This is a genomic window from Limnohabitans sp. WS1 (genome assembly GCF_003063265.1).
Lineage (GTDB): Bacteria > Pseudomonadota > Gammaproteobacteria > Burkholderiales > Burkholderiaceae_C > Limnohabitans_A.
Genome location: NZ_NERU01000025.1, coordinates 25,305 through 47,063, shown reverse-complemented (window position 1 = coordinate 47,063; position 21,759 = coordinate 25,305). Strand labels below are relative to the sequence as shown.

At 58.4% G+C, this 21,759-nt stretch carries 19 protein-coding genes; 15 read left to right on the top strand and 4 right to left on the bottom strand.

The annotated features are described in order from the left end of the window. The first annotated feature begins 13 nt into the window (after positions 1 to 13). The 11 genes from B9Z48_RS20280 (at position 14) to B9Z48_RS20230 (ending at position 11,817) form a co-directional block, all read left to right on the top strand. On the top strand, positions 14 to 772 hold the full coding sequence (locus B9Z48_RS20280; RefSeq protein WP_089955964.1) for an SDR family NAD(P)-dependent oxidoreductase: 759 nt from the start codon (positions 14 to 16) through the stop codon (positions 770 to 772). A 26-nt stretch (positions 773 to 798) separates the two neighbouring features. Beyond that, positions 799 to 1,662: a fumarylacetoacetate hydrolase family protein gene (locus tag B9Z48_RS20275; RefSeq protein ID WP_108380433.1), complete on the top strand. Its 864-nt coding sequence runs from the start codon at positions 799 to 801 to the stop codon at positions 1,660 to 1,662. A 139-nt stretch (positions 1,663 to 1,801) separates the two neighbouring features. Continuing rightward, positions 1,802 to 2,914, top strand: coding sequence for a 3-dehydroquinate synthase (aroB, locus tag B9Z48_RS20270; protein ID WP_108380432.1), 1,113 nt, complete (start codon positions 1,802 to 1,804; stop codon positions 2,912 to 2,914). Positions 2,915 to 2,919: 5 nt separating this feature from the next. After that, positions 2,920 to 4,101, top strand: coding sequence for a deoxyguanosinetriphosphate triphosphohydrolase (locus B9Z48_RS20265; protein ID WP_108380445.1), 1,182 nt, complete (start codon positions 2,920 to 2,922; stop codon positions 4,099 to 4,101). Positions 4,102 to 4,390: 289 nt separating this feature from the next. After that, positions 4,391 to 5,605, top strand: coding sequence for a CynX/NimT family MFS transporter (locus tag B9Z48_RS20260; RefSeq protein WP_108380431.1), 1,215 nt, complete (start codon positions 4,391 to 4,393; stop codon positions 5,603 to 5,605). A gap of 330 nt (positions 5,606 to 5,935) precedes the next feature. Continuing rightward, the gene (locus tag B9Z48_RS20255; RefSeq protein ID WP_089955948.1) at positions 5,936 to 7,354 is read left to right on the top strand and encodes an RNA-binding domain-containing protein; all 1,419 of its coding nucleotides are present in this window, start codon (positions 5,936 to 5,938) and stop codon (positions 7,352 to 7,354) included. Beyond that, positions 7,354 to 8,091, top strand: a complete 738-nt coding sequence (locus tag B9Z48_RS20250; RefSeq protein WP_108380430.1) for a restriction endonuclease subunit S — start codon at positions 7,354 to 7,356, stop codon at positions 8,089 to 8,091. The genes B9Z48_RS20255 and B9Z48_RS20250 overlap by 1 nt, the downstream gene beginning before the upstream one ends. 10 nt (positions 8,092 to 8,101) lie before the next feature. Next, complete coding sequence (locus B9Z48_RS20245) at positions 8,102 to 9,196, top strand: YhcG family protein (RefSeq protein ID WP_089955940.1); 1,095 nt, start codon at positions 8,102 to 8,104, stop codon at positions 9,194 to 9,196. Further along, entirely contained in the window at positions 9,193 to 10,272 is a 1,080-nt protein-coding gene (locus tag B9Z48_RS20240) for a virulence RhuM family protein (RefSeq protein WP_108380429.1), read from the top strand. Before B9Z48_RS20245 ends, B9Z48_RS20240 begins: the two co-directional genes overlap by 4 nt. A gap of 33 nt (positions 10,273 to 10,305) precedes the next feature. After that, positions 10,306 to 10,860: a DUF1415 domain-containing protein gene (locus B9Z48_RS20235; RefSeq protein WP_108380428.1), complete on the top strand. Its 555-nt coding sequence runs from the start codon at positions 10,306 to 10,308 to the stop codon at positions 10,858 to 10,860. A 75-nt stretch (positions 10,861 to 10,935) separates the two neighbouring features. Further along, on the top strand, positions 10,936 to 11,817 hold the full coding sequence (locus B9Z48_RS20230) for an SAM-dependent methyltransferase (protein WP_108380427.1): 882 nt from the start codon (positions 10,936 to 10,938) through the stop codon (positions 11,815 to 11,817). Here the strand turns inward: B9Z48_RS20230 and B9Z48_RS20225 are convergent. Further along, positions 11,798 to 12,706: a LysR family transcriptional regulator gene (locus B9Z48_RS20225; RefSeq protein WP_108380426.1), complete on the bottom strand. Its 909-nt coding sequence runs from the start codon at positions 12,704 to 12,706 to the stop codon at positions 11,798 to 11,800. The genes B9Z48_RS20230 and B9Z48_RS20225 overlap by 20 nt on opposite strands. Positions 12,707 to 12,822: 116 nt before the next feature. Here B9Z48_RS20225 and B9Z48_RS20220 point away from each other — a divergent pair, with 116 nt between their 5' ends. Together B9Z48_RS20220 and B9Z48_RS20215 are read left to right on the top strand one after the other, a co-directional pair. After that, the gene (locus B9Z48_RS20220) at positions 12,823 to 13,809 is read left to right on the top strand and encodes a tripartite tricarboxylate transporter substrate binding protein (protein WP_108380425.1); all 987 of its coding nucleotides are present in this window, start codon (positions 12,823 to 12,825) and stop codon (positions 13,807 to 13,809) included. A 12-nt stretch (positions 13,810 to 13,821) separates the two neighbouring features. Next, on the top strand, positions 13,822 to 15,486 hold the full coding sequence (locus tag B9Z48_RS20215; RefSeq protein ID WP_108380424.1) for an FAD-dependent oxidoreductase: 1,665 nt from the start codon (positions 13,822 to 13,824) through the stop codon (positions 15,484 to 15,486). 107 nt (positions 15,487 to 15,593) lie between these two features. Here the strand turns inward: B9Z48_RS20215 and B9Z48_RS20210 are convergent, their stop codons facing one another. After that, positions 15,594 to 16,568 carry a tripartite tricarboxylate transporter substrate binding protein gene (locus B9Z48_RS20210; RefSeq protein WP_108380423.1) on the bottom strand — a complete coding sequence of 325 codons (975 nt, stop codon included), beginning with the start codon at positions 16,566 to 16,568 and terminating at the stop codon, positions 15,594 to 15,596. A gap of 110 nt (positions 16,569 to 16,678) precedes the next feature. After that, complete coding sequence (locus B9Z48_RS21700) at positions 16,679 to 18,643, bottom strand: hypothetical protein (protein WP_233261206.1); 1,965 nt, start codon at positions 18,641 to 18,643, stop codon at positions 16,679 to 16,681. Between the two features lie 22 nt (positions 18,644 to 18,665). On the opposite strand from B9Z48_RS21700, the gene B9Z48_RS21695 reads away from it, so the two are divergent. Further along, positions 18,666 to 19,016, top strand: coding sequence for a hypothetical protein (locus tag B9Z48_RS21695; protein WP_233261205.1), 351 nt, complete (start codon positions 18,666 to 18,668; stop codon positions 19,014 to 19,016). 307 nt (positions 19,017 to 19,323) lie between these two features. Here the strand turns inward: B9Z48_RS21695 and B9Z48_RS21690 are convergent, their stop codons facing one another. Beyond that, positions 19,324 to 20,868, bottom strand: coding sequence for a rhodanese-like domain-containing protein (locus tag B9Z48_RS21690; RefSeq protein WP_199233557.1), 1,545 nt, complete (start codon positions 20,866 to 20,868; stop codon positions 19,324 to 19,326). Between the two features lie 123 nt (positions 20,869 to 20,991). Between B9Z48_RS21690 and B9Z48_RS20195 the strand changes: the two genes are divergently transcribed. Then, positions 20,992 to 21,687 (top strand): transposase, encoded by a 696-nt coding sequence (locus tag B9Z48_RS20195; RefSeq protein WP_108380422.1) that lies wholly within the window; start codon positions 20,992 to 20,994, stop codon positions 21,685 to 21,687. Positions 21,688 to 21,759: the final 72 nt, after the last annotated feature.

The following is a 21,759-nucleotide window of genomic DNA, read 5'->3' as shown; positions in this document are numbered from 1 at the left end:
CTGAAAGCTACACATGAACTTGCTCGACATGAAAGGCCGCCACGCGGTCATCACCGGCGGCGCCACCGGCCTGGGTTTTGCCATTGCGCAGCGCATGCTGGCCTCGGGCGCACGCGTCACCATATGGGACCGCGATGCCGCAGGCATGGCCCAAGCCGCCGAACAGCTGCGCCAAGGCCAGTTGGGTGCGGTGGTCAACACGGTGCAGGTGGATGTGGCCGACCACGGCTCGGTGGTACAAGCCACCGCACAAACCACGGCGCTGGCAGGCGTCGATGTGCTGGTCAACAGCGCGGGGATCACTGGCCCCAACGTCAAGGTCTGGGACTATCCGGTGGACGCCTGGAAACAGGTGTTTGATGTGAACGTGCACGGTTTGTTTCATTGCTGCCGCGAACTCAGCGCCCACATGAAGACCCGCAACTACGGGCGCATCATCAACATCGCCTCGGTCGCAGGCAAGGATGGCAACCCCAACGCCAGCGCTTACAGTGCGAGCAAGGCAGCGGTCATCGGTCTCACCAAATCGCTGGGCAAAGAGCTGGCCGACACGGGCGTGCGCGTGAACTGTGTCACCCCGGCGGCTGTGAAGACGGCGATCTTTGATCAAATGACGCCCGAGCACATCCAGTTCATGCTCTCTAAAATCCCGATGGCCCGTTTTGGCGAGCCCGAAGAAGTCGCCGCCATGGTGACTTGGTTGAGCACCGAAGAATGTTCCTTCTCCACCGGCGCGGTCTTTGATCTGTCGGGTGGTCGTTCCACTTATTGATTCTGTTCAAGCACTGAAAGGTATTTATGAAACTTGTTCGTTATGGCCAACCCGGCAAAGAAAAACCCGGTCTGATCGACGTCGATGGCCGCTTGCGCGACCTGAGCAGTGTGGTCAAAGACATCACGCCCGATCTGCTGAACGACAAGGCTTTGGCCAAGCTGGCCAAAGTCAAAACCGACAAGCTGCCTTTGGTGCGCGGTAAAAAGCGTTTTGGCACGCCCATCTCGTTCACCAGCAAGTTCATCGCCATTGGCTTGAACTACGCCGACCACGCGGCCGAATCGGGCATGCCCATTCCCAAAGAACCCATCGTGTTCACCAAAACGATCTCCTGCATCCAGGGTGCCAACGATGACGTCATGCTGCCCAAAGGCTCCAAGAAGTCCGACTGGGAAGTCGAGTTGGGCATCGTGATCGGCACCCGCGCACGTTACGTCACGCAAAAAGAAGCCCTCAACCATGTGGCCGGTTATTGCGTTGTCAACGACGTGAGCGAGCGCGAATACCAGCTGGAGCTGGGCGGCAGCTGGGACAAGGGCAAGGGTTGCGACACTTTCGGCCCCGTCGGCCCTTGGTTGGTGACCCGTGACGAAGTGCCCAACCCACAAGCCTTGGGCATGTGGCTCGATGTGAACGGCGTGCGTTATCAAACCGGCAACACCAAGACCATGATTTTTGGCGTGGCCAAGCTGGTGAGCTACGTGAGCCAGTTCATGACGCTGGAGCCGGGCGACATCATCACCACCGGCACACCTCCGGGCGTGGGCATGGGCGTCAAGGTCGATGGCAAGCCTGCGCCGGTTTACTTGAAGCGGGGCGATGTGATGCGTTTGGGCATCGAAGGCCTGGGTGAGCAAACGCAAAACGTGGTGGCTTTTAAGCTCTGAGGCACCACCATCGCGCATGGCTTGGGTGGACAACCCAGCCATGCATGTGCCCCGTCGCCGTGCACCGGGACACCTGACGCCCCTTATTGAGCCGATCTGTCGGTGGGATCGCCACACGAAAGCTCTACACTTGGGGGTTATGTCCGAGTCCACATTCCCCCTCCAAACGGTTGCCATTTCGCTGGACGACCGCAGTTATGACATCCAGATAGGCCAAGGCCTGCTCGGCCGACCCGAAACCTGGGCAGGTCTGCCCAAGGCGACAACGGCCATGATCGTGACCAACGACACGATCGCCCCGCTGTACGAAGCCGCATTGCGCAGCGCCATTGCCCCGCATTACAAAAAAGTCCACACCGTGGTGCTGCCCGATGGCGAGGCGCACAAAGACTGGTCTACCCTGAATTTGATTTTTGATGCCTTGCTGGGCCAAGCTTGTGACCGCAAGACGGTGCTGTTTGCCTTGGGCGGTGGCGTGGTGGGCGACATGACCGGCTTTGCGGCCGCCAGCTACATGCGTGGCGTGCCCTTTGTGCAGGTGCCGACCACGCTCTTGTCGCAGGTCGATTCGTCGGTGGGCGGCAAGACCGCCATCAACCACCCGCTGGGCAAAAACATGATCGGCGCGTTCTACCAACCCGTGCGCGTGGTCTGCGACCTGAACACCCTGAGCACCTTGCCCCCGCGTGAGCTGAGCGCGGGCTTGGCCGAGGTCATCAAATACGGCCCGATTGCCGACATGGCCTTTTTGGACTGGATTGAGGCCAACATCGACGCCTTGATGGCGCAAGACCCGGCTGCGCTGGCCCATGCCGTCAAGCGCAGCTGCGAAATCAAGGCCTGGGTGGTGGGGCAAGACGAGCGCGAAGCCGGCCTGCGAGCCATTCTCAATTTTGGCCACACCTTTGGCCACGCCATTGAAGCCGGTCTGGGTTTTGGCGTGTGGTTACACGGCGAAGCCGTGGGCTGCGGCATGGTCATGGCGGCCGAGTTGTCGCAGCGTTTGGGGCACGTTGATGCCGCCTTTGTGGCGCGGCTGCGGGCCTTGATCGCGCGAGCCGGTCTGCCCGTGCGCGGCCCCATCATCGATCCGAGCGACAACGCAGGCCATTACATCGAACACATGCGTCTGGATAAAAAAGCGGTGGGCGGCGACATTCAGTTTGTGGTGATCCACGGCCCAGGCAAAGCTACCGTGTGTGGTGCCCCTGACGCCCTGGTGCGCGAGGTGATCGAGGCCTGTTGCGCCTGATGCCCATGCACGCCGCGTTACGGGATGTCTTGGTGGGTGCAAACCCGGGACAGGCCAGCTTGTCGGCTTTGGCCTGCGACCCAGCGCACACCCGGGGCCGACGGTTCGCCGAGCCTGCCGCGCCCACGCGCAATGATTTTCAGCGCGACCGTGACCGCATCGTGCACTCCACCGCGTTTCGGCGGCTGGTCTACAAAACACAGGTGTTTTTGAACCACGAAGGCGACTTGTTCCGCACGCGGCTCACACACTCGCTCGAAGTCGCGCAATTGGGCCGCTCGATTGCCCGGGCGCTGGGGCTCAATGAGGACCTGGTCGAGGCGGTGGCGCTGGCGCACGACTTGGGCCACACGCCTTTTGGGCATGCAGGGCAAGACGCCCTCAACGAATGCATGGCCGAGCACGGCGGCTTTGAGCACAACCTGCAAAGCCTGCGCGTGGTGGATAAGTTAGAAGAGCGCTACCCCGCGTTCGATGGCCTGAACCTGTGCTTTGAAACCCGTGAGGGCGTGCTCAAACATTGCTCCCGCACGAATGCCGAGCATCTGGAGTTGACCGATCCGGGCGGCGTGGGGCGGCGCTTCATCGACCGCACCCAGCCCAGTCTGGAGGCGCAGCTGTGCAACCTGGCCGACGCCATTGCCTACAACGCGCACGACATCGACGACGGCGTGCGTTCGGGGCTGATCAGCATCGAGCAACTGCTGCAGGTGGAACTGTTTGCGCACTACCACCAGCAGACGCTGGCCGAGCACCCGGGCTTGTCAGAAAAGCCGCGCCGCGTTTTGTACGAAACCATCCGCCGCATGCTGAGCGACCAGGTGTACGACGTGATCGACACCACCCGCCGAGCCGTATCCGACGCGGGTGTTGCTTCGTTGGAAGAAGCCCGCTTGGCTGGCCCGCTGGTGGCGTTCAGCCCTGGCATGAAGGCCCGCAGCAGTGAGCTCAAAAGGTTTTTGTTCGCGCAGCTCTACCGCCATCCGCAGGTCATGCACACCACCGGACAGGCGCAGCAGGCGGTGCGCGAGTTGTTTGCGGCTTACATCGCCAAGCCCGCCGAAATGTCCGCCGATTTCGCTGCCAACGCTGACCTGCACCGTTCGGTGGCCGACTACATTGCGGGCATGACCGACCGCTTCGCCCTGCGTGAACACGAACGCCTGACGGGGCGCAAGTTGTTGTGAGCTCGGCGGGGTCATTTTTTGCAGTTCGGCATCTTGTAGGTCGGCACCTTCAGGTCCGACAACGGCCCGCCATGTCGGGGCTGAAGCCACCGACCTACAAGGGCGCGTGTTGGGTATCTTGTAGGTCGGCACCTTCAGGTCCGACAACGGCCCGCCATGTCGGGGCTGAAGCCGCCGACCTACAGGGCGCGTGTTGGGTATCTTGTAGGTCGGCACCTTCAGGTCCGACAAGCGTCTGTCAAAACGGCCGACGTCGGCCACGCCCTCACCGCATCACCCATTCGATGCCATGACCGCAACGCTTGAACACCGCGCCGCCTGGCTCGTCGTCCTCGCTGGCGGCGTGGCGGCCTTGCAGGTGGGCAAGCTGCCGCCGGCCTTGCCAGCGCTGCAGGCTGAGTTGGGCCTGACGCTGGTTCAGTCGGGCTTTCTTTTGTCCATCGTGCAGTTGGCGGGCCTGAGTCTGGCGGTGTTCATGGGCTTGCTGGCCGATGGCATGGGGCTCAAGCGCAGCATGGTGAGGGGCCTGTGCCTGCTGGCGCTGGCCAGTGGCTTGGGTGGTTTCGCCACGTCGGTGACCGCTTTGCTGGTGCTGCGGGCCATCGAAGGCCTGGGTTTTTTGCTGGTGGCCTTGCCCGCCCCCGCCTTGATCCGCCGACTGGTGCCGCCCGCGCAGCTGCCTGGCATGCTGGGCGTGTGGGGTGCTTACATGCCCACGGGCACGGCAGTGGCTTTGTTGCTGGGGCCGCTGTTCATTCCGGCTTGGGGCTGGGGGGCGTGGTGGTGGTTGTTTGCTGGCGTGTCACTGCTGATGGCCGCGTGGCTGTGGCGCAGCGTGCCCGCCGACCCGGTGGCCCACGTTGCCGCTGGACCCGGTGCATGGCAACGCTTGCGCCGCACCTTGAGCGCCCGTGGCCCCTGGCTTGTGGCACTCACCTTTGGCATGTATTCGGGTCAGTGGTTGGCGGTGGTGGGGTTCTTGCCGTCCATTTACGCCGCAGCGGGTGTGGGTGGTGCGCTGCTGGGCGTGCTCACGGCCTTGGCAGCGGCCGTCAACATCGTGGGCAACATGGCTTCGGGCCGTTTGCTGCAGCGCGGTTGGGCACCCCGCAGCACGCTGTGGCTGGGCTTTGGCGCCATGGCTTTGGGCAGCGCGGTGGCTTTTGCACCCTTCACCGAGAGTCTGCCTTGGTTGCGTTTTGCCGGGGTGTTGCTGTTCTCGGGCATGGGCGGTTTGGTGCCAGGCACGCTGTTCAGCCTTGCGGTGCGTCTGGCCCCGGGCGAACAGCAAGTGGCCACCACTGTGGGCTGGGTGCAGCAACTCTCGGCCCTGGGCCAGTTTGTCGGGCCGCCCGTGGTGGCGGCCGTGGCCGCGCGGGCAGGCGGCTGGCAGCTCACGCCGCTGGTCACGGTGGGGTGTTGTGGGGTGGGTGCGGTGCTGGCTTGGGCTGCCGGGCAGGAGTTGGCGCGGCGTGTCGAACTGCAAAACAAACCTGCAAGTTAAGAGCGGCTGCGTTTGTTAAGCTGATCAATTCATTCTTCAAAAAATGCATGGCTCTGATATTTTGAAGCCGACTGGCTTGATCGAGTAACGCCGCAGGCCAGCCAACGTGATGCGTTGACAATGTGAGCCAGACTTTTGTGCGAAGCACGAGATGTTGAAATAAGGAGCAGGTTCAATGGTTTGGAGCGACATTTCAAGGGGCACATTGTCGTGCGCATCTTCAGTGCTTGGGCTGAGTTGCGGCTGTCTTTTTGTGCCATCTGTAGGCGTTGCTCCAGTCATTGACTGGGCGGAAATAAGAAATCAAGAAGCAGTGAGCGGGTTGACATCATGACCAAATTTGGCCAAGAGAACAGCACCACCGAATTCAAACGCCAGCTCAGCGATGCGCTGGAAAAAGAAGTGGTGGCTTTTCTCAATTCAGCCAAGGGCGGCGATCTGTACATCGGTGTGGATGACGACGGTGAAGTGCTGGGCGTCAGCGATGTGGACGCCCAGATGCTGGCGATTTCTGACCGCATCCGCAACAACATCTTGCCCTCTTGCCTCGGGCTGTACGACGTGTATGCGCAGGAACACGAGGGCAAAACCGTGATTCATGTGGTGGTGACGCGCGGCACCGAAAAACCGTACTACCTCAAACGCTACGGTCAATCACCTGCAGGTTGTTTCACTCGGGTTGGCAGCGGCGTGCAGCCTATGACCACGGGCATGATTGATCAGCTCTATGCCGGTCGGGTTCGCCACTCTCTGCGCAACATCCCTGCGCCGACCACGCTTAAACTCACGTTCCAACAGTTGAAGATTTACTACCAGGAAAAAGGCTTCGAGATCAACGACACCTTTTTGCACAACCTCGATCTTTACGTACCCGACAGCGAACGCCTGAACTACGCCTCCTATTTGTTGGCCGACACCAACAGCATTTCCATCAAGGTCGCCAAATATGCAGGCACTGACAAATGCGACCTGATTGAAAACCAGGAATACGGCTACTGCTCACTGCTCAAGGCGACGCACCGTGTGCTCGACAAGCTCGAAATCGAAAACCGCACCCTGACGCGCATCACCGGCGCGGCAGAGCGCGAGCAGCGCCGCTTGTTCAACGCCCGAGCCCTGCGCGAAGCGTTGATCAACGCCATCATCCACAACGACTACACCGCTGAGGTGCCGCCGCTGGTGGAGATTTATGCTGACCGCATCAGCATCACCTCTTATGGCGGGCTGCTCAGCGGTTTGAGTCTGGAGGAATGCCTGAGCGGCCGATCCATGCCGCGCAACCGCGAACTGATGCGGATTTTTCGGGACATGGAACTGGTCGAGCACCTGGGCTCGGGCATGCGGCGCATTCTGAACGCCTACGACAGCAGCATTGTTCACATCAGCGAGCACTTTTTTGAACTGCGTTTTCCGATGTCGTCTGAAGCCTTGGCGCTTATCCCCGAAGTGGCAGAGTCGGGGGCAGAGTCAGGGGCAGAGTCAGGGGCAGAGTCGTTATCGAAAAAAATCCTGCATCTTCTTCGCGACGCCGCTTTATCCAAGTCCGAACTCTCAAGCCAATTGGGCCTCAAGTCCGTCACTGGCGCACTGAACCGCGCAGTCAACGCGCTGCTGGAGGCCCATTGGATTGAAAGAACCCTGCCCGATAAACCCCAAAGCCGCCTGCAAAAATACCGGTTGACGCATGCGGGGAGGCTAGGGACGGATGCATCTGGGAAACAAGATGTGGTTGATGGGGGAGATTTTTAATGGCTGACTACATGACTACCATTGGACGCGTCGCTGAGATTTTTGACGGTCCACACGCAACACCATTTAAAACAAGCCACGGACCATTTTTCTTGAGCATTTCGAGTCTTGAAAACGGACGGCTTGACTTATCGAAATCTTCCCATCTGAGCGAAGACGATTTCAAAAAATGGACAAAACGGATCACGCCAAGAAAGGGTGATGTTTTGTTCTCTTACGAAACACGATTGGGTGAAGCAGCTTTGATGCCTGATGAAATAAAGGCATCTTTGGGCCGTCGCATGGGTTTGTTGCGTCCACGTTTAGATAAAGTAATTCCGAAGTACCTTCTTTACGCCTACTTGTCGCCAGCATTTCAGCAGACCATTATTGCCAATACGATCACTGGAGCCACCGTTAATCGAATTTCAGTGAGTGAAATTCCGAGCTTTCCAGTGCGTATACCTGGCTTGGGCGAGCAAAAAAAAGTCGCGGACTTACTGGGTCACATAGATTCAAAAATTGACTGCAACAACCGTATCAACGCCGAGCTGGAGTCGATGGCCAAGGCGCTGTATGACTACTGGTTTGTGCAGTTCGACTTTCCCGACGCCGATGGCAAACCCCATAAATCGTCCGGCGGCAAGATGGTCTACAACGCCACGCTGGGTCGTGAAATTCCGCAGGGGTGGGCTGTTGGTCCACTATCAGACTGGCTGCTGCCTCTGCTGATGAACGGCCAGGTGACGGTGCAATAAGGGAGAAACCATGACCGACCAACCCGCCTCTCTTGTCTCTGCCAATTACGCTGCTCTGCTCGGTGACATCAAGCAACGCGTGCGCCATGGGCAAACGCGGGCGGTGCTGGCTGTCAATGCCGAGCTCATTCGCCTGTATTGGGACATTGGCGCGCTGATCCACGCTCGCCAGCAGCAAGAAGGCTGGGGAGCCGGGGTGATTCCGCGTTTGGCGCGTGATTTGCACAACGAATTGCCGGAGGAAAAGGGCTTTTCCGAGCGCAACATCAAGCGGATGTTGGCGTTTTACCGCGAATATCCGTACTTGGAATTTGTGCCACAAGTTGTGGCACAAATGGAGCCAGAACCCAAAGTGCCACAGGCTGTGGCACTTTTCCCGGTGGACTTGGTTCAGTCCATCCCTTGGGGGCACCACACCGAGTTGATGGCCAAGGTCAAGGACCTGGCTGCCCGCCATTGGTATATGCAGGCCTGCCTGGCCAATGGCTGGAGCCGCAACATTCTGGTCATGCAAATCGAAGTGGCCGCGCATCAGCGCCAAGGACGAGCTACCACCAACTTTGCCAAGCGCCTTCCCTTGCCCGATTCAGATCTGGTGCAGCAAACCCTGAAAGACCCCTATCTGTTTGACTTTCTGACGCTGGCATCGGGCTTCCATGAGCGCGAACTCGAAACCGGCCTCATCGCGCATCTGGAAAAGTTTCTGTTGGAGCTGGGGCAGGGCTTTGCCTTCGTTGGGAGGCAATACCACCTCGATGTTGGCGATCAGGACTTTTATGTCGACTTGCTTTTTTATCACTTGAAGCTGCGTTGCTACGTGGTGATTGACCTCAAGCGCGGTGATTTCAAGCCTGAATATGCGGGAAAGATGAATTTCTATTGCAGCGTGGTGGATGATCGGCTGCGCCATGAAAGCGACAGACCCACCATCGGGCTGATTCTTTGCCAGCAACCCAACCGAGTGCTGGCGGAATATGCGCTGCGCGGCATGGACAAGCCCATAGGTGTTTCCAGTTTCGAGCTCACCCGAGCGCTGCCCGAGAGTCTGGAATCCAGCCTGCCGACCATCGAAGAAATCGAACGCGAATTGGAGGGGAAAGCATGAGCGGGCAATTTTCCAGCCGCGGCAAACCCGGGCGCAAAAAGACCGAAGTCTCTCTCGTCCGTTCCTCTGCAGCGGAGTACCTGACCTTCATCGCCGCCAGTGGGCAAGGCGGTGTGGAGGCCATTTACGCCGATGAGAGCATCTGGCTGACCCAGAAGATGATGGGGCAGCTGTACGACGTAGAAACTCAAACAATCAACTATCACCTCAAAAGGGTGTTTTCAGACAATGAGTTGCAAGAGTCCTCAGTTATTCGAAATTTTCGAATAACTGCTGCGGACGGCAAAAACTACAACACCCAGCACTACCATCTGAGCGCCATCATCGCGGTGGGCTACAAGGTCAATTCCGAACGGGCCGTGCAGTTTCGCAAGTGGGCCACAGGCATCATTGAGCAGTTCACCATCAAAGCCTATGTGATGGATGACGAGCGCATCAAGGCAGGCGGATCCATCCTGACGGCGCAGTATTTTGAAGAGCAGCTTCAGCGCGTGCGTGAGATTCGGCTCTCCGAGCGCAAGTTCTACCAAAAGATCACCGACATCTATGCCACGGCCATTGACTACGATGTGACGGCGCAGGCCACCCAGCGGTTTTTTGCCACCGTGCAAAACAAGCTGCATTGGGCCATCCACGGGCAGACTGCGGCCGAGGTTGTTTTTCACCGTGCTGATGCCGACCAACCCCATATGGGGCTGAGCACCTGGAAGGATGGGCCGACAGGCAAGATCCAGAAATTCGACGTGTCGGTCGCCAAAAATTACCTGACAGAGACGGAAATGGCGCAGCTGTTGCGTTTGGTCAACGCCTATCTGGATGTGGCCGAAGACATGGCGCAGCGCAAGATGCCCATGACCATGCAAGATTGGGAAACGCGTCTGAACCGTTTCATCGATGCCACGGACCGCAGTGTTCTGCAAGACGCAGGCAAGGTGTCGGCCGAAATTGCCAAGGCGCATGCCGAAAGTGAGTTTGAGAAATACCGCATCGTGCAGGACCGTTTGTTTGAAAGTGACTTTGACCGCTTGTTCAAACGTATCGAACGGGGCGGCCTGCCCGAGGATGAGTCTTCCTGATAAGACCCTGTGCCAGCAGGCACAATCTCGCCCATGACCGACATCAACACCCCCGAAATCACCGACACCGTGCGCTGGCTCGAACGCGCCGTTATTGGCCTGAACCTGTGCCCCTTTGCCAAAGCCCCGCACGTTAAAGGCCAGATCCATTACGTGCTGAGCGAGGCCAAAGGCCTCGAAGGCTTGCGCGATGAGCTGATTGAGCAGCTGCAGGCGCTGGCTGCCATGCCGGCCGAAGAGCGCGAGACCGTGCTTTTGATCGTGCCGCAGATGCTGCAAGACTTTTTGGAGTTCAACGACTTTCTGGACGAGGCCGATGCCGTGCTGCAAGAGCTCGACATGGAAGGCCTGTTCCAGGTCGCGAGTTTCCATCCGCAGTTCCAGTTTGCCGACACCGAGCCCGACGACATCGGCAACTTCACCAACCGCTCGCCTTACCCCACGCTGCACCTGCTGCGCGAGGAGAGCATCGACCGGGCGGTGGAGGCTTTTCCCGAGGCCGAAATGATTTACGAGACCAACATCGAGACCATGGACAAGCTGGGGGCTGAGGGCTGGAAAAAGCTGGATGTAGGTCCAACCCCCTGAACTTGCAGGAGTGACGCCCTCGTCGCGATTGACCCAGCCTGATCGCCGCGAGGGCGCGGCTCCCACACAAAAACCATGAAGAAAAAAACACCTACCGTCGACATCCAAGCCTTGCCGCCCGAAGTGCGCCCCGGCCAATCGGTCGAGTTGCTCAAGCAGTTGCACATCCTGACCCGCGAGGGCAAGCTCAACCAGGATTCGCGCCGCAAGCTCAAGCAGGTTTACCACCTGTTCCAGTTCATCGAAAAACTGCTCAAAGAGTTGCCCGCCAGCGACAGCGGCCCCACGCTGGCCGACCACGGTGCGGGCAAGTCCTATCTGGGTTTCATCATCTACGACCTGTTTTTCAAGGCGCTGGGTCAAGGCACGATCTACGGCATTGAGACGCGTAGCGAACTGGTGGAGTCGTCCAAAGCGTTGGCCCAAAAGCTGGGCTTTGATCGCATGCGCTTTTTGAACGTGAGTGTGGCCGAATCCACGCAAAGCGATGAATTGCCCGCGCAGATCGACGTGGTCACCGCACTTCACGCCTGCGACACCGCCACCGACGACGCCATTGCCTTCGGCCTGCAAAAGAAAGCCAAGTACATGGTGCTGGTGCCTTGCTGCCAGGCCGAGCTGGCCCGAGCCCTCAACCAGAACAAGGCACTCAACCTGCAGCGCACGCCTTTGGCCGAGCTGTGGCGTCACCCCTTGCACACCCGCGAAGTGGGCAGCCAGCTGACCAACGTTTTGCGCTGTCTGTATCTGGAGTCACAGGGCTACCAGGTCACGGTGACCGAACTGGTGGGCTGGGAACACAGCATGAAAAACGAGCTGATTCTGGCCAAGTACACCGGCCAGAAAAAGCGCACGTCGGGCGAGCGCCTGCTGGCGCTGCTCCAGGAGTTTGGGGTGGAGGCGCTGATGGGTGGGCGGTATCCGCTGGTTGCCGGGCTCAAGCTGTCCCCGCCTTGAGCACATCGATGAAAACGCGTGCGGCATGTGACAGCGAGCGTCCTGCGGGCGTCACGATCGAGATGTCGCGTGTGACTTTGGGGGAGTTCAAGGGCAGGGCGACCAGCTCGGGATCGCGGGCAAATTTGACATAGGCTGCGGGCATGACGGCAACGCCCATGTTGCAGCTGGCCATCCACAAGGCGGTGGACAAAAAAGCCACCTCATTGGCCACTTGCAGCTTCACCCCTTCTTTGGCGGCCGTCATCTCGATCATGTGCCGCACGCCATAGCCGTGGCGCATGGTGCTGATGGGGTGGCCCTCCAGGTCGCGCCAATGGATGGCCTTGCGCTGTGCCAGCGGGTGGGTCTTGGGCACGATGGCGCTGAGTTGGTCGCGCATCAAGGTTTCTTTTTCAATCTCGGTGCCTGCGTGGTTCTCTGGTGTGCCGATACCGAAATCCACTTGCTGGGACAGGATGCGCGGCAAAAACTGGTCGGGTGCGCAGTCCTCGATCACCACTTTCACCCCGGGGTGTTGCAGGCGAAAGGTCTGAATGACTTGGGGCAGAAGAATTTCTGCCAGGGTGGGCGTGACGGCCATGCTGATCCGTCCTCTGTGCAGGTCCACCAATTCCAGCTGGTTGTTGCGCAGGGCGTCCACATCGCGGAGGATGCGATCGGCCAACACGATGGCGTCTTGCGCCGCAGGAGTGATGTGCAGGGACCGGGTGGTTCGGTCAAACAGGCGCACGCCCAAGCCTTCTTCCAATTGTTTGATCGAGACGCTGACCGCTGATTGCGTGATGTTCAGGCTGTCCGCTGCAGCGCTGAGCTTGCGCAGGCGGTAGGCGGCAGAAAAAGCCCTCAGTTGCCCCAAGGTGGGTTGGAATCGATTTTTGCCATTCATAAGTAAAAATCATAGCTGGTTCGCAATATTTCAATTTACAAATGAAACAACATTGATTCCAATCATTTTTGGACTGGCCCTGTGTGGACGTTCACATCCCTACAAAAGGAGACAACATGTTTCAAAAGTTTCGAGCAATCACCCGCTTGTTGGCCTTGACGCTGTCGGGGGCCATCCTGCCTCTGGCGGTCATGGCCCAAAACGCCTATCCGCAAAAACCGATCCGGGTGGTGGTGACCTTTCCGCCGGGGGGCAGCGCGGATGCCATGATCCGCATCCTGTCGCCGCGTCTGAACGAGAAGCTGGGCCAGCAGTTGGTGGTGGAAAACCGTCCTGGCGCAGGCGGCAACATCGGATTGGCTGCCGTGGCCAAGGCTGCGCCCGATGGTTACATGTTGGGTGTGGGGGCGGCAGGTGGCTTGACGGCCAACGTCAGCCTTTACCCGCAAATGCCATTTGACCCCGCCAAGGAGTTGGCACCCATCACCATGTTGGCAGCCATTCCGTTTGTGATCGTGGGTCACCCCTCCGTGCAAGCCAACACGGTGGCGCAACTGATCGCCTCGGCCAAAAGTCAACCGGGCAAATATGCCATCGGGCATGGCGGCAATGGCACGGCCATGCATCTGTCGACAGCTTTGTTCTCTCAGATGGCGGACATCAAATTGACGGAGGTGCCCTACCGTGGTTCAGGCCCTGCTGCCATGGATGCCTTGTCGGGTCAGGTCCCGCTGGCGTTGACCGATTTGCCCGCAGCGTTGCAGCACATCAAGGCAGGCAAGCTCAAGGCATTCGCTGTCACCAGCCCCAACAGGTTGGCATCTTTGCCGGATGTGCCGACCTTGGCCCAGTCGGGTCTGACCGGCTATGACTCCACGGGCTGGTTCGGCCTGGTGGCTCCTGCGGGAACGCCAGAGCCGATCCTGAGCCGACTGCATGCGGAATTCACAGCGGCATTGAACGACGAGGGCATTCGCACTCAGATGCGCAACATTGGTATGGAGCCCGTGCCTTCATCCACCGAGGCGTTCGACACCTACATGAAAAGCGAAACGCGCAAGTGGGGTGAAGTCATTCGCAAGGCCAACATCAAACTTCAGTGAGAACCGGTGGCCATGAACAAGGATTTTGCAAGCGATGTGTTGGTGGTGGGCGCAGGGCCTGTGGGCCTGACTTTGGCGATGGATCTGGCCAGGTCGGGTGTCCGGGTGACCGTGGTCGAGGTGCGGCGCTTTGGTGAACCACCCAATGTGAAGTGCAACCATGTGTCGGCACGGTCCATGGAGCAATTCAGGCGTTTGGGCGTGTCGTCTGTTTTGCGCCAAGCGGGATTGCCGGAAGACTTTCCCAACGATGTGGTGTTTCGCACGCGCATGACCGGTGAGGAGTTGACCCGCATCCCGATTCCCTGCCGGCGTGACCGCTACACCGAGCTTGAAGGCCCGGACACCGGATGGCCCACGCCGGAGCCACCCCACCGCATCAACCAGATTTACCTGGAGCCTTTGCTGCTGGCGCATGCCGTCAAGCAAGAAGGCTTGAGCTTGCTCAGCAGGACCCGCATGGTTGATTTTGAACAGGACGATCACGGGGTCTTGGTGAGTCTGGAAGATTTGGACACCCAAGAAGTTCGGCAATTGCGCGTTCTTTACCTGGTCGGTTGTGATGGCGGCAGCTCTGGCGTGCGCAAAAAAATGGGGGCTCAACTGCAAGGCACCGAGGTGATTCAGCGTGTGCAGTCAACGCACATTCGTGCCCCCCAATTGGCAGCCTTGCTGCCGGGCAAATTGGCTTGGTGTTATTACTCGGTCAACCCGGATCGTTGCGGAACGGTTTTTGCCATCGATGGTCAAGAAACCTGGTTGGTCCACAACCATCTGAATGCGCAAGAACTGGAGTTCGATTCGGTCGATCGTGACAAGTCGATTCGGCATATTCTGGGCGTGGGGCCCGATTTTGAGTACCAGATCATCACCAAGGAAGATTGGGTCGGACGCCGTTTGGTGGCCAACCGTTTTCGCAACGGCAAGGTGTTTTTGGCCGGAGACGCCGCGCACCTTTGGGTGCCTTATGCCGGTTACGGCATGAATGCTGGCATTGCGGACGCCACCAACCTGGCTTGGTTGCTGTCGGCCCGTGTCAAAGGGTGGGCAGACGAATCGATTCTGGATGCCTACGAAGCCGAGCGTCAACCGATCACCGAGCAGGTGTCGCACTTCGTTATGAACCACGCTCAAAAAATGATCAAGGCGAGAAGTGCCGTGCCTGCAGAGATTGAAGCGGACAACGAAGCAGGACAGGCCGCGCGGCTTCACATGGGTCAAGAGGCTTACGCGCTCAATGTGCAGCAGTTTTGTTGTGCGGGTTTGAATTTTGGTTATTTTTACGAAAAGTCACCCATCATTGCCTTTGACGAAGAGTCTGCTCCGGCCTACACCATGGGCGACTTCACCGCGTCCACGGTGCCGGGGTGCCGTGCGCCCCACTTCTGGTTGAATGATGGACGCTCTTTGTACGATGAACTGGGACCCGCTTACACCTTGATGGTGCTGGACGCCAGTGCACAGGTGATGCCTTTGCTGGAGGCCGCGCAGCAAGCGCAAGTGCCCTTGAAGGTGCTGGTTTTGAGTGAGCAGTCGGAGGTTCCATCCGCCTACACACACAAATTGCTGATTTGCCGGACCGACCAGCATGTGGTGTGGCGTGGTGATGACTGCACCGTTGGCGCGGTTGAATTGATGCAAAAGCTCAGAGGTCTCGGCGAAAAGACCGACGCTTGATGGGCGACACCTGGCACCCAGATGCCTGGTTTTCATCCGAATCGGAGCTGCTCCGTTTCGGATGAAAGACGGTCATTGGCGCGACCGTTGGGTTTCAGGTGATCGCCTTATTGCGGCTCAATCTTCGCGTCGCGAATGGCCTTGGCCCATTTGGCGGTTTCGGCTTTGGAGCGTTGTGCCAATGCCTCGGGTGAGGCTGGGGCGGTTTCGAAGCCCAAGGCGGAGAAGCGCTCCAGGATGGTCTTGTCGGTGGCCGCAGCGTTCACAGCGGCGTTGAGTTTGTTGACGATGTCGACGGGTGTACCTGCAGGGGCAAAGACCGCAAAGTAGGCGATCAGTTCATAGTCCTTCAGGCCCAGGGCTTCGTTCACGGTGGGCAACTCGGGGATGGCTTTGGAGCGCTGGGTCGAAGTGACGGCCAAGCCGCGGATCTTGCCCGCCTTGACTTGGGGCAGCATGACCGCAAAGTCGGCGGTGAACATGTTCACCTGGCCGCCAATCAGGTCGGTCATGGCCGCAGGGCCACTTTTGTAAGGCACGTTGGTCATCTGGATGCCGGCCATGCTGGAGAGCACCTCGCTGGACACCAATTGCGAGGTGCTGGCGCTGGCAAAGGTGATTTGTGTAGGCTTGGATTTGGCCAGGTCCACAAACTCTTTGAGGGTTTTGGCGGGCACGTCGTTGTTCACGGCCACGATCAGCGGCACCGAGCCCATGTAGGCCACGGGCGCAAAGGCGGTGTCCTGGTCATAGGGCAGCTTTTTCATCAGGCTTTTCAGCGCCGCATTGGTGCTGTTGGTGCCGATCAGAATGGTGTAGCCGTCGGGGGCCGACTTGGCCACCGCATCGGCACCGAGCATGCCGTTGACGCCGGCTTTGTTGTCCACCACCACGGGTTGGCCCAGAACTTCTGACATTTTTTGTGCAAAAGCGCGGCCAATTTGGTCGGTGGCGCTGCCCGCAGCAAAGGGCACAACGGCTTTGATGGGTTTGTTGGGGTAGGACTGAGCCAGTGACTGTGTGGCGTTCAGGCTAAGCCCGAACAAAAGACTCAGCAGACCTGCGATGCGGGTGGTGTTCATGGTGCTGTTCCAAAGAGAAAGGCTGTGATTTGATCACAGCCTTGCATTCCAACGCCATTGGGATTTGTCCCACAGCCCCCGGTCAGAGGCTGGGACAGCAAGCGCTCAGTTCAAAGACGCCAGGTGATGAATGAATAGTACCGGGTGCCGTTTTGCAAAGAACGGATACCAATGTCGGTGGTGGTGGTGCTTGAGTTTCCTGGGAAGTTGGGGCCCCAGCAAGCAGAGGTGTCCAAGGGGGTGAACGCAATCGTTTTGTCGTTTTTGCCCATGTATTTTTCAACTTGCCAAATGCGTGCTCTTTTGTTGGTGCAAGCATCCAAAGGGGGGGCATAACCGGCAATGAAGGAAACTTCAGGGACCAAAGACGCGCTGTCAAAAGACCACTTGGCAGTGACGGCACTGGAGGGTTTCAAGATGGCGTCCTTGACCTCTGCGGAGTTGGTCAACACTGGCCATGCAACGCCTTTGGCATCGGTTGGTGAGGGCAATGCCCCTGGCAGGCGAAGTTTGTGGATCTCTTCTTGACCGGAGACGTACACCACTTTCACCGTGTACAAAGATTGGCTTTGGATCGAAGAGAAGTCCAACAAACGGGTGTTGTTGTAAAACTGGTTGCTGGCACTTTGGCTGCTCCACCAGGTGTCCAGTGCGGATGTGCTGATGTTGGCGCTCAAAGGGATGCCGCCCAGTCTGAACTCGTTCACGCTGTCGGGTGCGTAAGTCAGTTGTGCAGGCATTTGGCCGCTGCGGTTCAAAATGCCCAGGTAGGGTGAGCTGTACAAGCTTGGATCAACGGGTGCCAGAACCAAGCCTGCTGCGGGCAAACCTGGACCTGTGACGTTGGCTGCCAAAATATTGGTCGACACCCAGTTGCCATTGACCTGTTTGTAATTGTTGATCAGGATGTGGATGCCCGAGAAGAGGGCGCTGGGAGATGTGCCCTGGCTGCTCGCGTTCATGTTTTCGTAGCGACTCAAGCGAGGCTCGATGCGGATCTCCAAATCCCGTTGATTGCCATAAAGCCACCAAGTGCTGCCTGTGGCCGAAGCCACTTTGTTGTCTTGCAAGCGCCCAGATTCACCCAGGTCACGGAAGATGGCCAGTCGGCTGTGCGTGGTTTGTGTCAAGGGCTGATACCAGCGCAATTCAACAGTGGCCGATGTGCCTGAACTGATGGACATGATTTTGGGGTACTCAAAAACAGCGCCCACCGAATTGCTTTCACCGATGTCTGAAAACAGGTGGGTCTGAAAGTTCACGCTGTCATGTTTGTAGGCCAAGGGGGCGAGGCCGGCACAGGCGGCGCTGGCCGCGCGTGCGCTCACCGTGACTTTCATGCAATCGTTCATTCGATTGCGCCAGCTGCCCAATTGGGACAAAGGGAAAACGTCATTGCCGCTGGACACGCTGGTCAGTTTGTTGCTGGCGCTCAGTGGACGCAAAGGGCTGGGAGATTCCGAGTCTGAAAGCATGACTTGCTTGGGGTACAGCACCGTCAGACCGTCACTGTTTCGGGTGAAGTTCAGGGAGTCCAATACCGCATCCAGGCCTTTGCCGGAGGCGTCAAAGGGGGTGTTCAAGATGTCCAGACTGGTGGCATTGCCGCCTGTGGTTTGATAGGCCGAGACAATCCACTCTTTCACCGTATTTTTGGCAGTTTTAAGCGCCGTGGTGTCCACACTGGTGGCGCTGATGTCGGACGGTTTGATGTTTTTGGATTTGGCGTATTCGCTGACCACTGCATCGGTCAAGGGTGTGATGTTGGTGGTGGCCGAGCTCCCTTGCGTGCTGCCATCCCAGATCGAGTACATCTTGCGTCCATCGCTCAATGTGACCGACATGATGGCGGGACTCTTGACTTTGGACATGTCAATGCTGAATTTGCCTGCGGTGTCCGTGACCGTGGTGACGCTGGAGGGTTTGGCATCGAGGAACGTCACGGTGGAGTTGGTCAACGGCGCACCCGTGGCCACAGTGCCGCCAAGAAGAATGCTGGCCACGGGTGTGGTCACAGGCAAGGTCACAGGGGGTGTCACAGGTGTGGTCACGGGTGGTGTCACAGGTGTGGTCACGGGAGGTGTCACAGGTGTTGTGATGGGTGTCGTGACAGGTGTTGTGACGGGTGTTGTGACGGGTGTTGTGACGGGTGTCGTGACAGGAGTCGTTGCCGGTGTTGTTGAGGGGGTTGTCCCGGGTGTGGTGGCGGGTGTTGATCCGGATGCGGGAGGTGTGACGGGCGTTGTGAATGGGGTGGTCAATGGTGTTGAAACGGGGGCAGGTGACGGCGTTGTCACTGCAGCCGTGTCAGGTGTTGTGGTGTTGTTCGGCGCTGGGGTTGTGGCCGGCGCTGAGTTTGTTGTCTCCAAAGAGGGCTCTGGTGTGGCTCCTCCACCGCCGCCTCCGCAGCCCGCGAGGATGACCGTGGCGGCCGTGATGATGGCTTGAGACAGTGTGTAAGCAGTGCGATGGCTTCGTTTCTTCATGAAAACCCCTTGTGAAATGGTTTGTTGCTTTTTCGAAAAATTGTACTAATTCGTTGTCAAAAAATATTCTATAACGAATTATTAAATTTATCAAATTTTTACAAATGAATCACAAATTTGCACTGTCGGTTGGTTTGTGTTTGGGGTGATGGGTTGAAAACAAGGAAGCTCAAACGGGACGGTTGAGCGCTCCGCCCGCAGACGCTCTGACGGGACAAAAAAGCCTGGAAATGGTCAGGCACCATCCCGCTGATGATCAGCGTTTGTGCTCAATACAACACCGCCACAGGCACCCGCCCGACGGTGGGCAAGCCCGCTTGGGTCCATGCCTTGAAGCCCCCTCGGTACCAAATGACCTGGGTGTAGCCCAGTTGGCGCGCACGCATGGCTGCATTCACCGACAACCAGCTTTCCGAGTGGCTGCAGTAAAAAACCACCGGTTTGTTCAGGTCGGGAGCTGCTGCCCGCAGCATTTGGGCAAAGCGCTCGGCATAGGGCTGCTCCAACTTGTCGTCTTCGAAAGCCAGGCCGCTGTTGATGAAGCTGAGTGCTCCGGGAATCACCTGGCCAAAGCTGGCTGCATCAATCAACACAGGGCGTTCGGCTTGCCCAAGGGCTTGGGCCAATGTGCCGGTATCCCAGCGTTGAATGCCATCCAGTGCTTTGGGGGTCATGCCCGTGAGCGCCTGTCCCCAACGCAATTTGGACGGGGTGCGTGCACCCGGTTCATCGCGCTCTGCCTGGAGGTGTTCGGGCGATGGTGTTGGCAACTGGCCCAACATGGCAGCGGCTTGGGTGCTTGCCTCGTCGTAGAGCGGCAGCACCTCGTGCTCGTTGACGGACACCAGGCGGCAGAGTTTGGGGTTGTTTTTGGCGTGGTTGCAGTTGTAAAGCGCTCGCAACATGGCCTGCCCGGGGTCATCCACGTCCCAGCGCACGCCATACCCCGTTTTGCCCCAGCCAATCGCCATGGCTTTGTTGTGATTGGCGCTCAGGTAGTTGTTGAAAGTGCGTTGTCCAATGGTCTTGCACAGCAATTGGCCTTTGCACAGTCCCTCAATCAGTGCTCCGGCGCGGTCATGCATGTCCACCATGGGCTCGCCCAGTGATTTACCAAAAAAGCCCATCTGTACTTTCATGCTGGCGGGCAATTGCAGCGGCACGGTCTCGGTTTGGGTCACCACGCCCAGACTCAAGGCGTCTTTGCCAGTATGTTGTTGGCATTGATCGAAAGGCGTTTGACCGGTGGGGCAGAACCACGGCGTTCTGTCTTTTTCTTGCGTGCGTTGGAGTTCGCGAACCCTTAAAAATCCAGAGGCCTCCTGGATGTCGTACAGGGCTTGGTTGATGACCTGGGCATCAAATTTGTCACCCATTTGCAGTTTGTACCAGGCGTACATCTGGGGCATCAAACTGGGATTGACGCGTTTGGAGTCCCGGTCGTGCGCGCCGTGAATGCCGACCACGGTTCCCCTTGGCAAGCTTCCCGTGCCAAAGACGCGTGCTTGCCCGGCCATGAAAATCAACGAGCATGCCGACATGCAGGCCCCCGAAGCCACGGTGATGATCTTGGCGTCACGGACCATGCGCGCCACTTGCATGCCCGTCCAGAGGTCACCCCCAGGCCCGTTGACCAAAATCAGCCGCTCAATGCCGCCTTGGGCCAAGGCCTCCTTGAACTGTAAAAAGTCCTGATCAACGGTGGGGCCCGTGGCAAAAAGGTCATGGCCCACCCGTTCCAGTGTCATGGCCTGTGAGTTGGCGGACAGCCAAAGCGACAGGCACACAGTCAATGCTTTGAAAACACGGCTCATCAGGACCTTGCACAACAGTGGACAAACTGGCGAGTATTTTTGCATTAAAAATGAGTTATTTGATATTCACTTTAATTGGGGTCAGATCCCAATTAAACTTCGGGTCTCAAACAGGGAGTTCCCATGGCCCGCCAACCCCGCCTGACCGTTGCAGGCTATCCCCACCACGTTATTCAGCGCGGCAATGACCGTCAGGCCATCGTGCGCGACGATGCGGACCGCGAGCGTTTGCTGGCGCTGTGGCAAGAGCATGCGCAAACTTTCAAGGTGGCCATTCATGCCTATGTGATCATGGACAACCACTTCCATTTGCTGCTCACCCCAGAAACCGACGAGGGCCTGCCGCAGATGATGCAGGCGGTGGGGCGGGCCTATGTGCGCTACTTCAATTTGCGACACCAGCGCACCGGCACGCTGTGGGAAGGGCGATACCGCAGCAACCTGATTGAAAGCGAGCGCTATCTTTTGGCCTGCATGGTCTACATCGACTTGAACCCGGTGCGGGCGGGCATGGTGGGGCAAGCTGCCGACTACAAATGGTCCAGCCACAGGCACTGTATTGGTCAGTTGAGCGACAAGTTGGTGACGCCGCACGCCCTGTTTTGGGGCTTGGGCAACACCCCTTTTGCCCGTGAGGCGGCTTATGCGGAGTTGGTGCAGACGGGCCTGGCGCAGCGGGAAAAGGACCAACTCACGCAAAGCGCCTTGTCGGGCTGGGCGCTGGGATCGGCCCATTTTGTGAGTGGTTTGCAGCAAAACACCCAGCGTCGCTTGGTGCCGGGCAAGGCGGGTCGACCTGCCAAAAAGACCCTCGATTGAATCTGTCCCCAATTAAATCAAGGCCAAACCAAAAGCCAAATTAATTGGGATCTGACCCCAATTAAAAAGTTT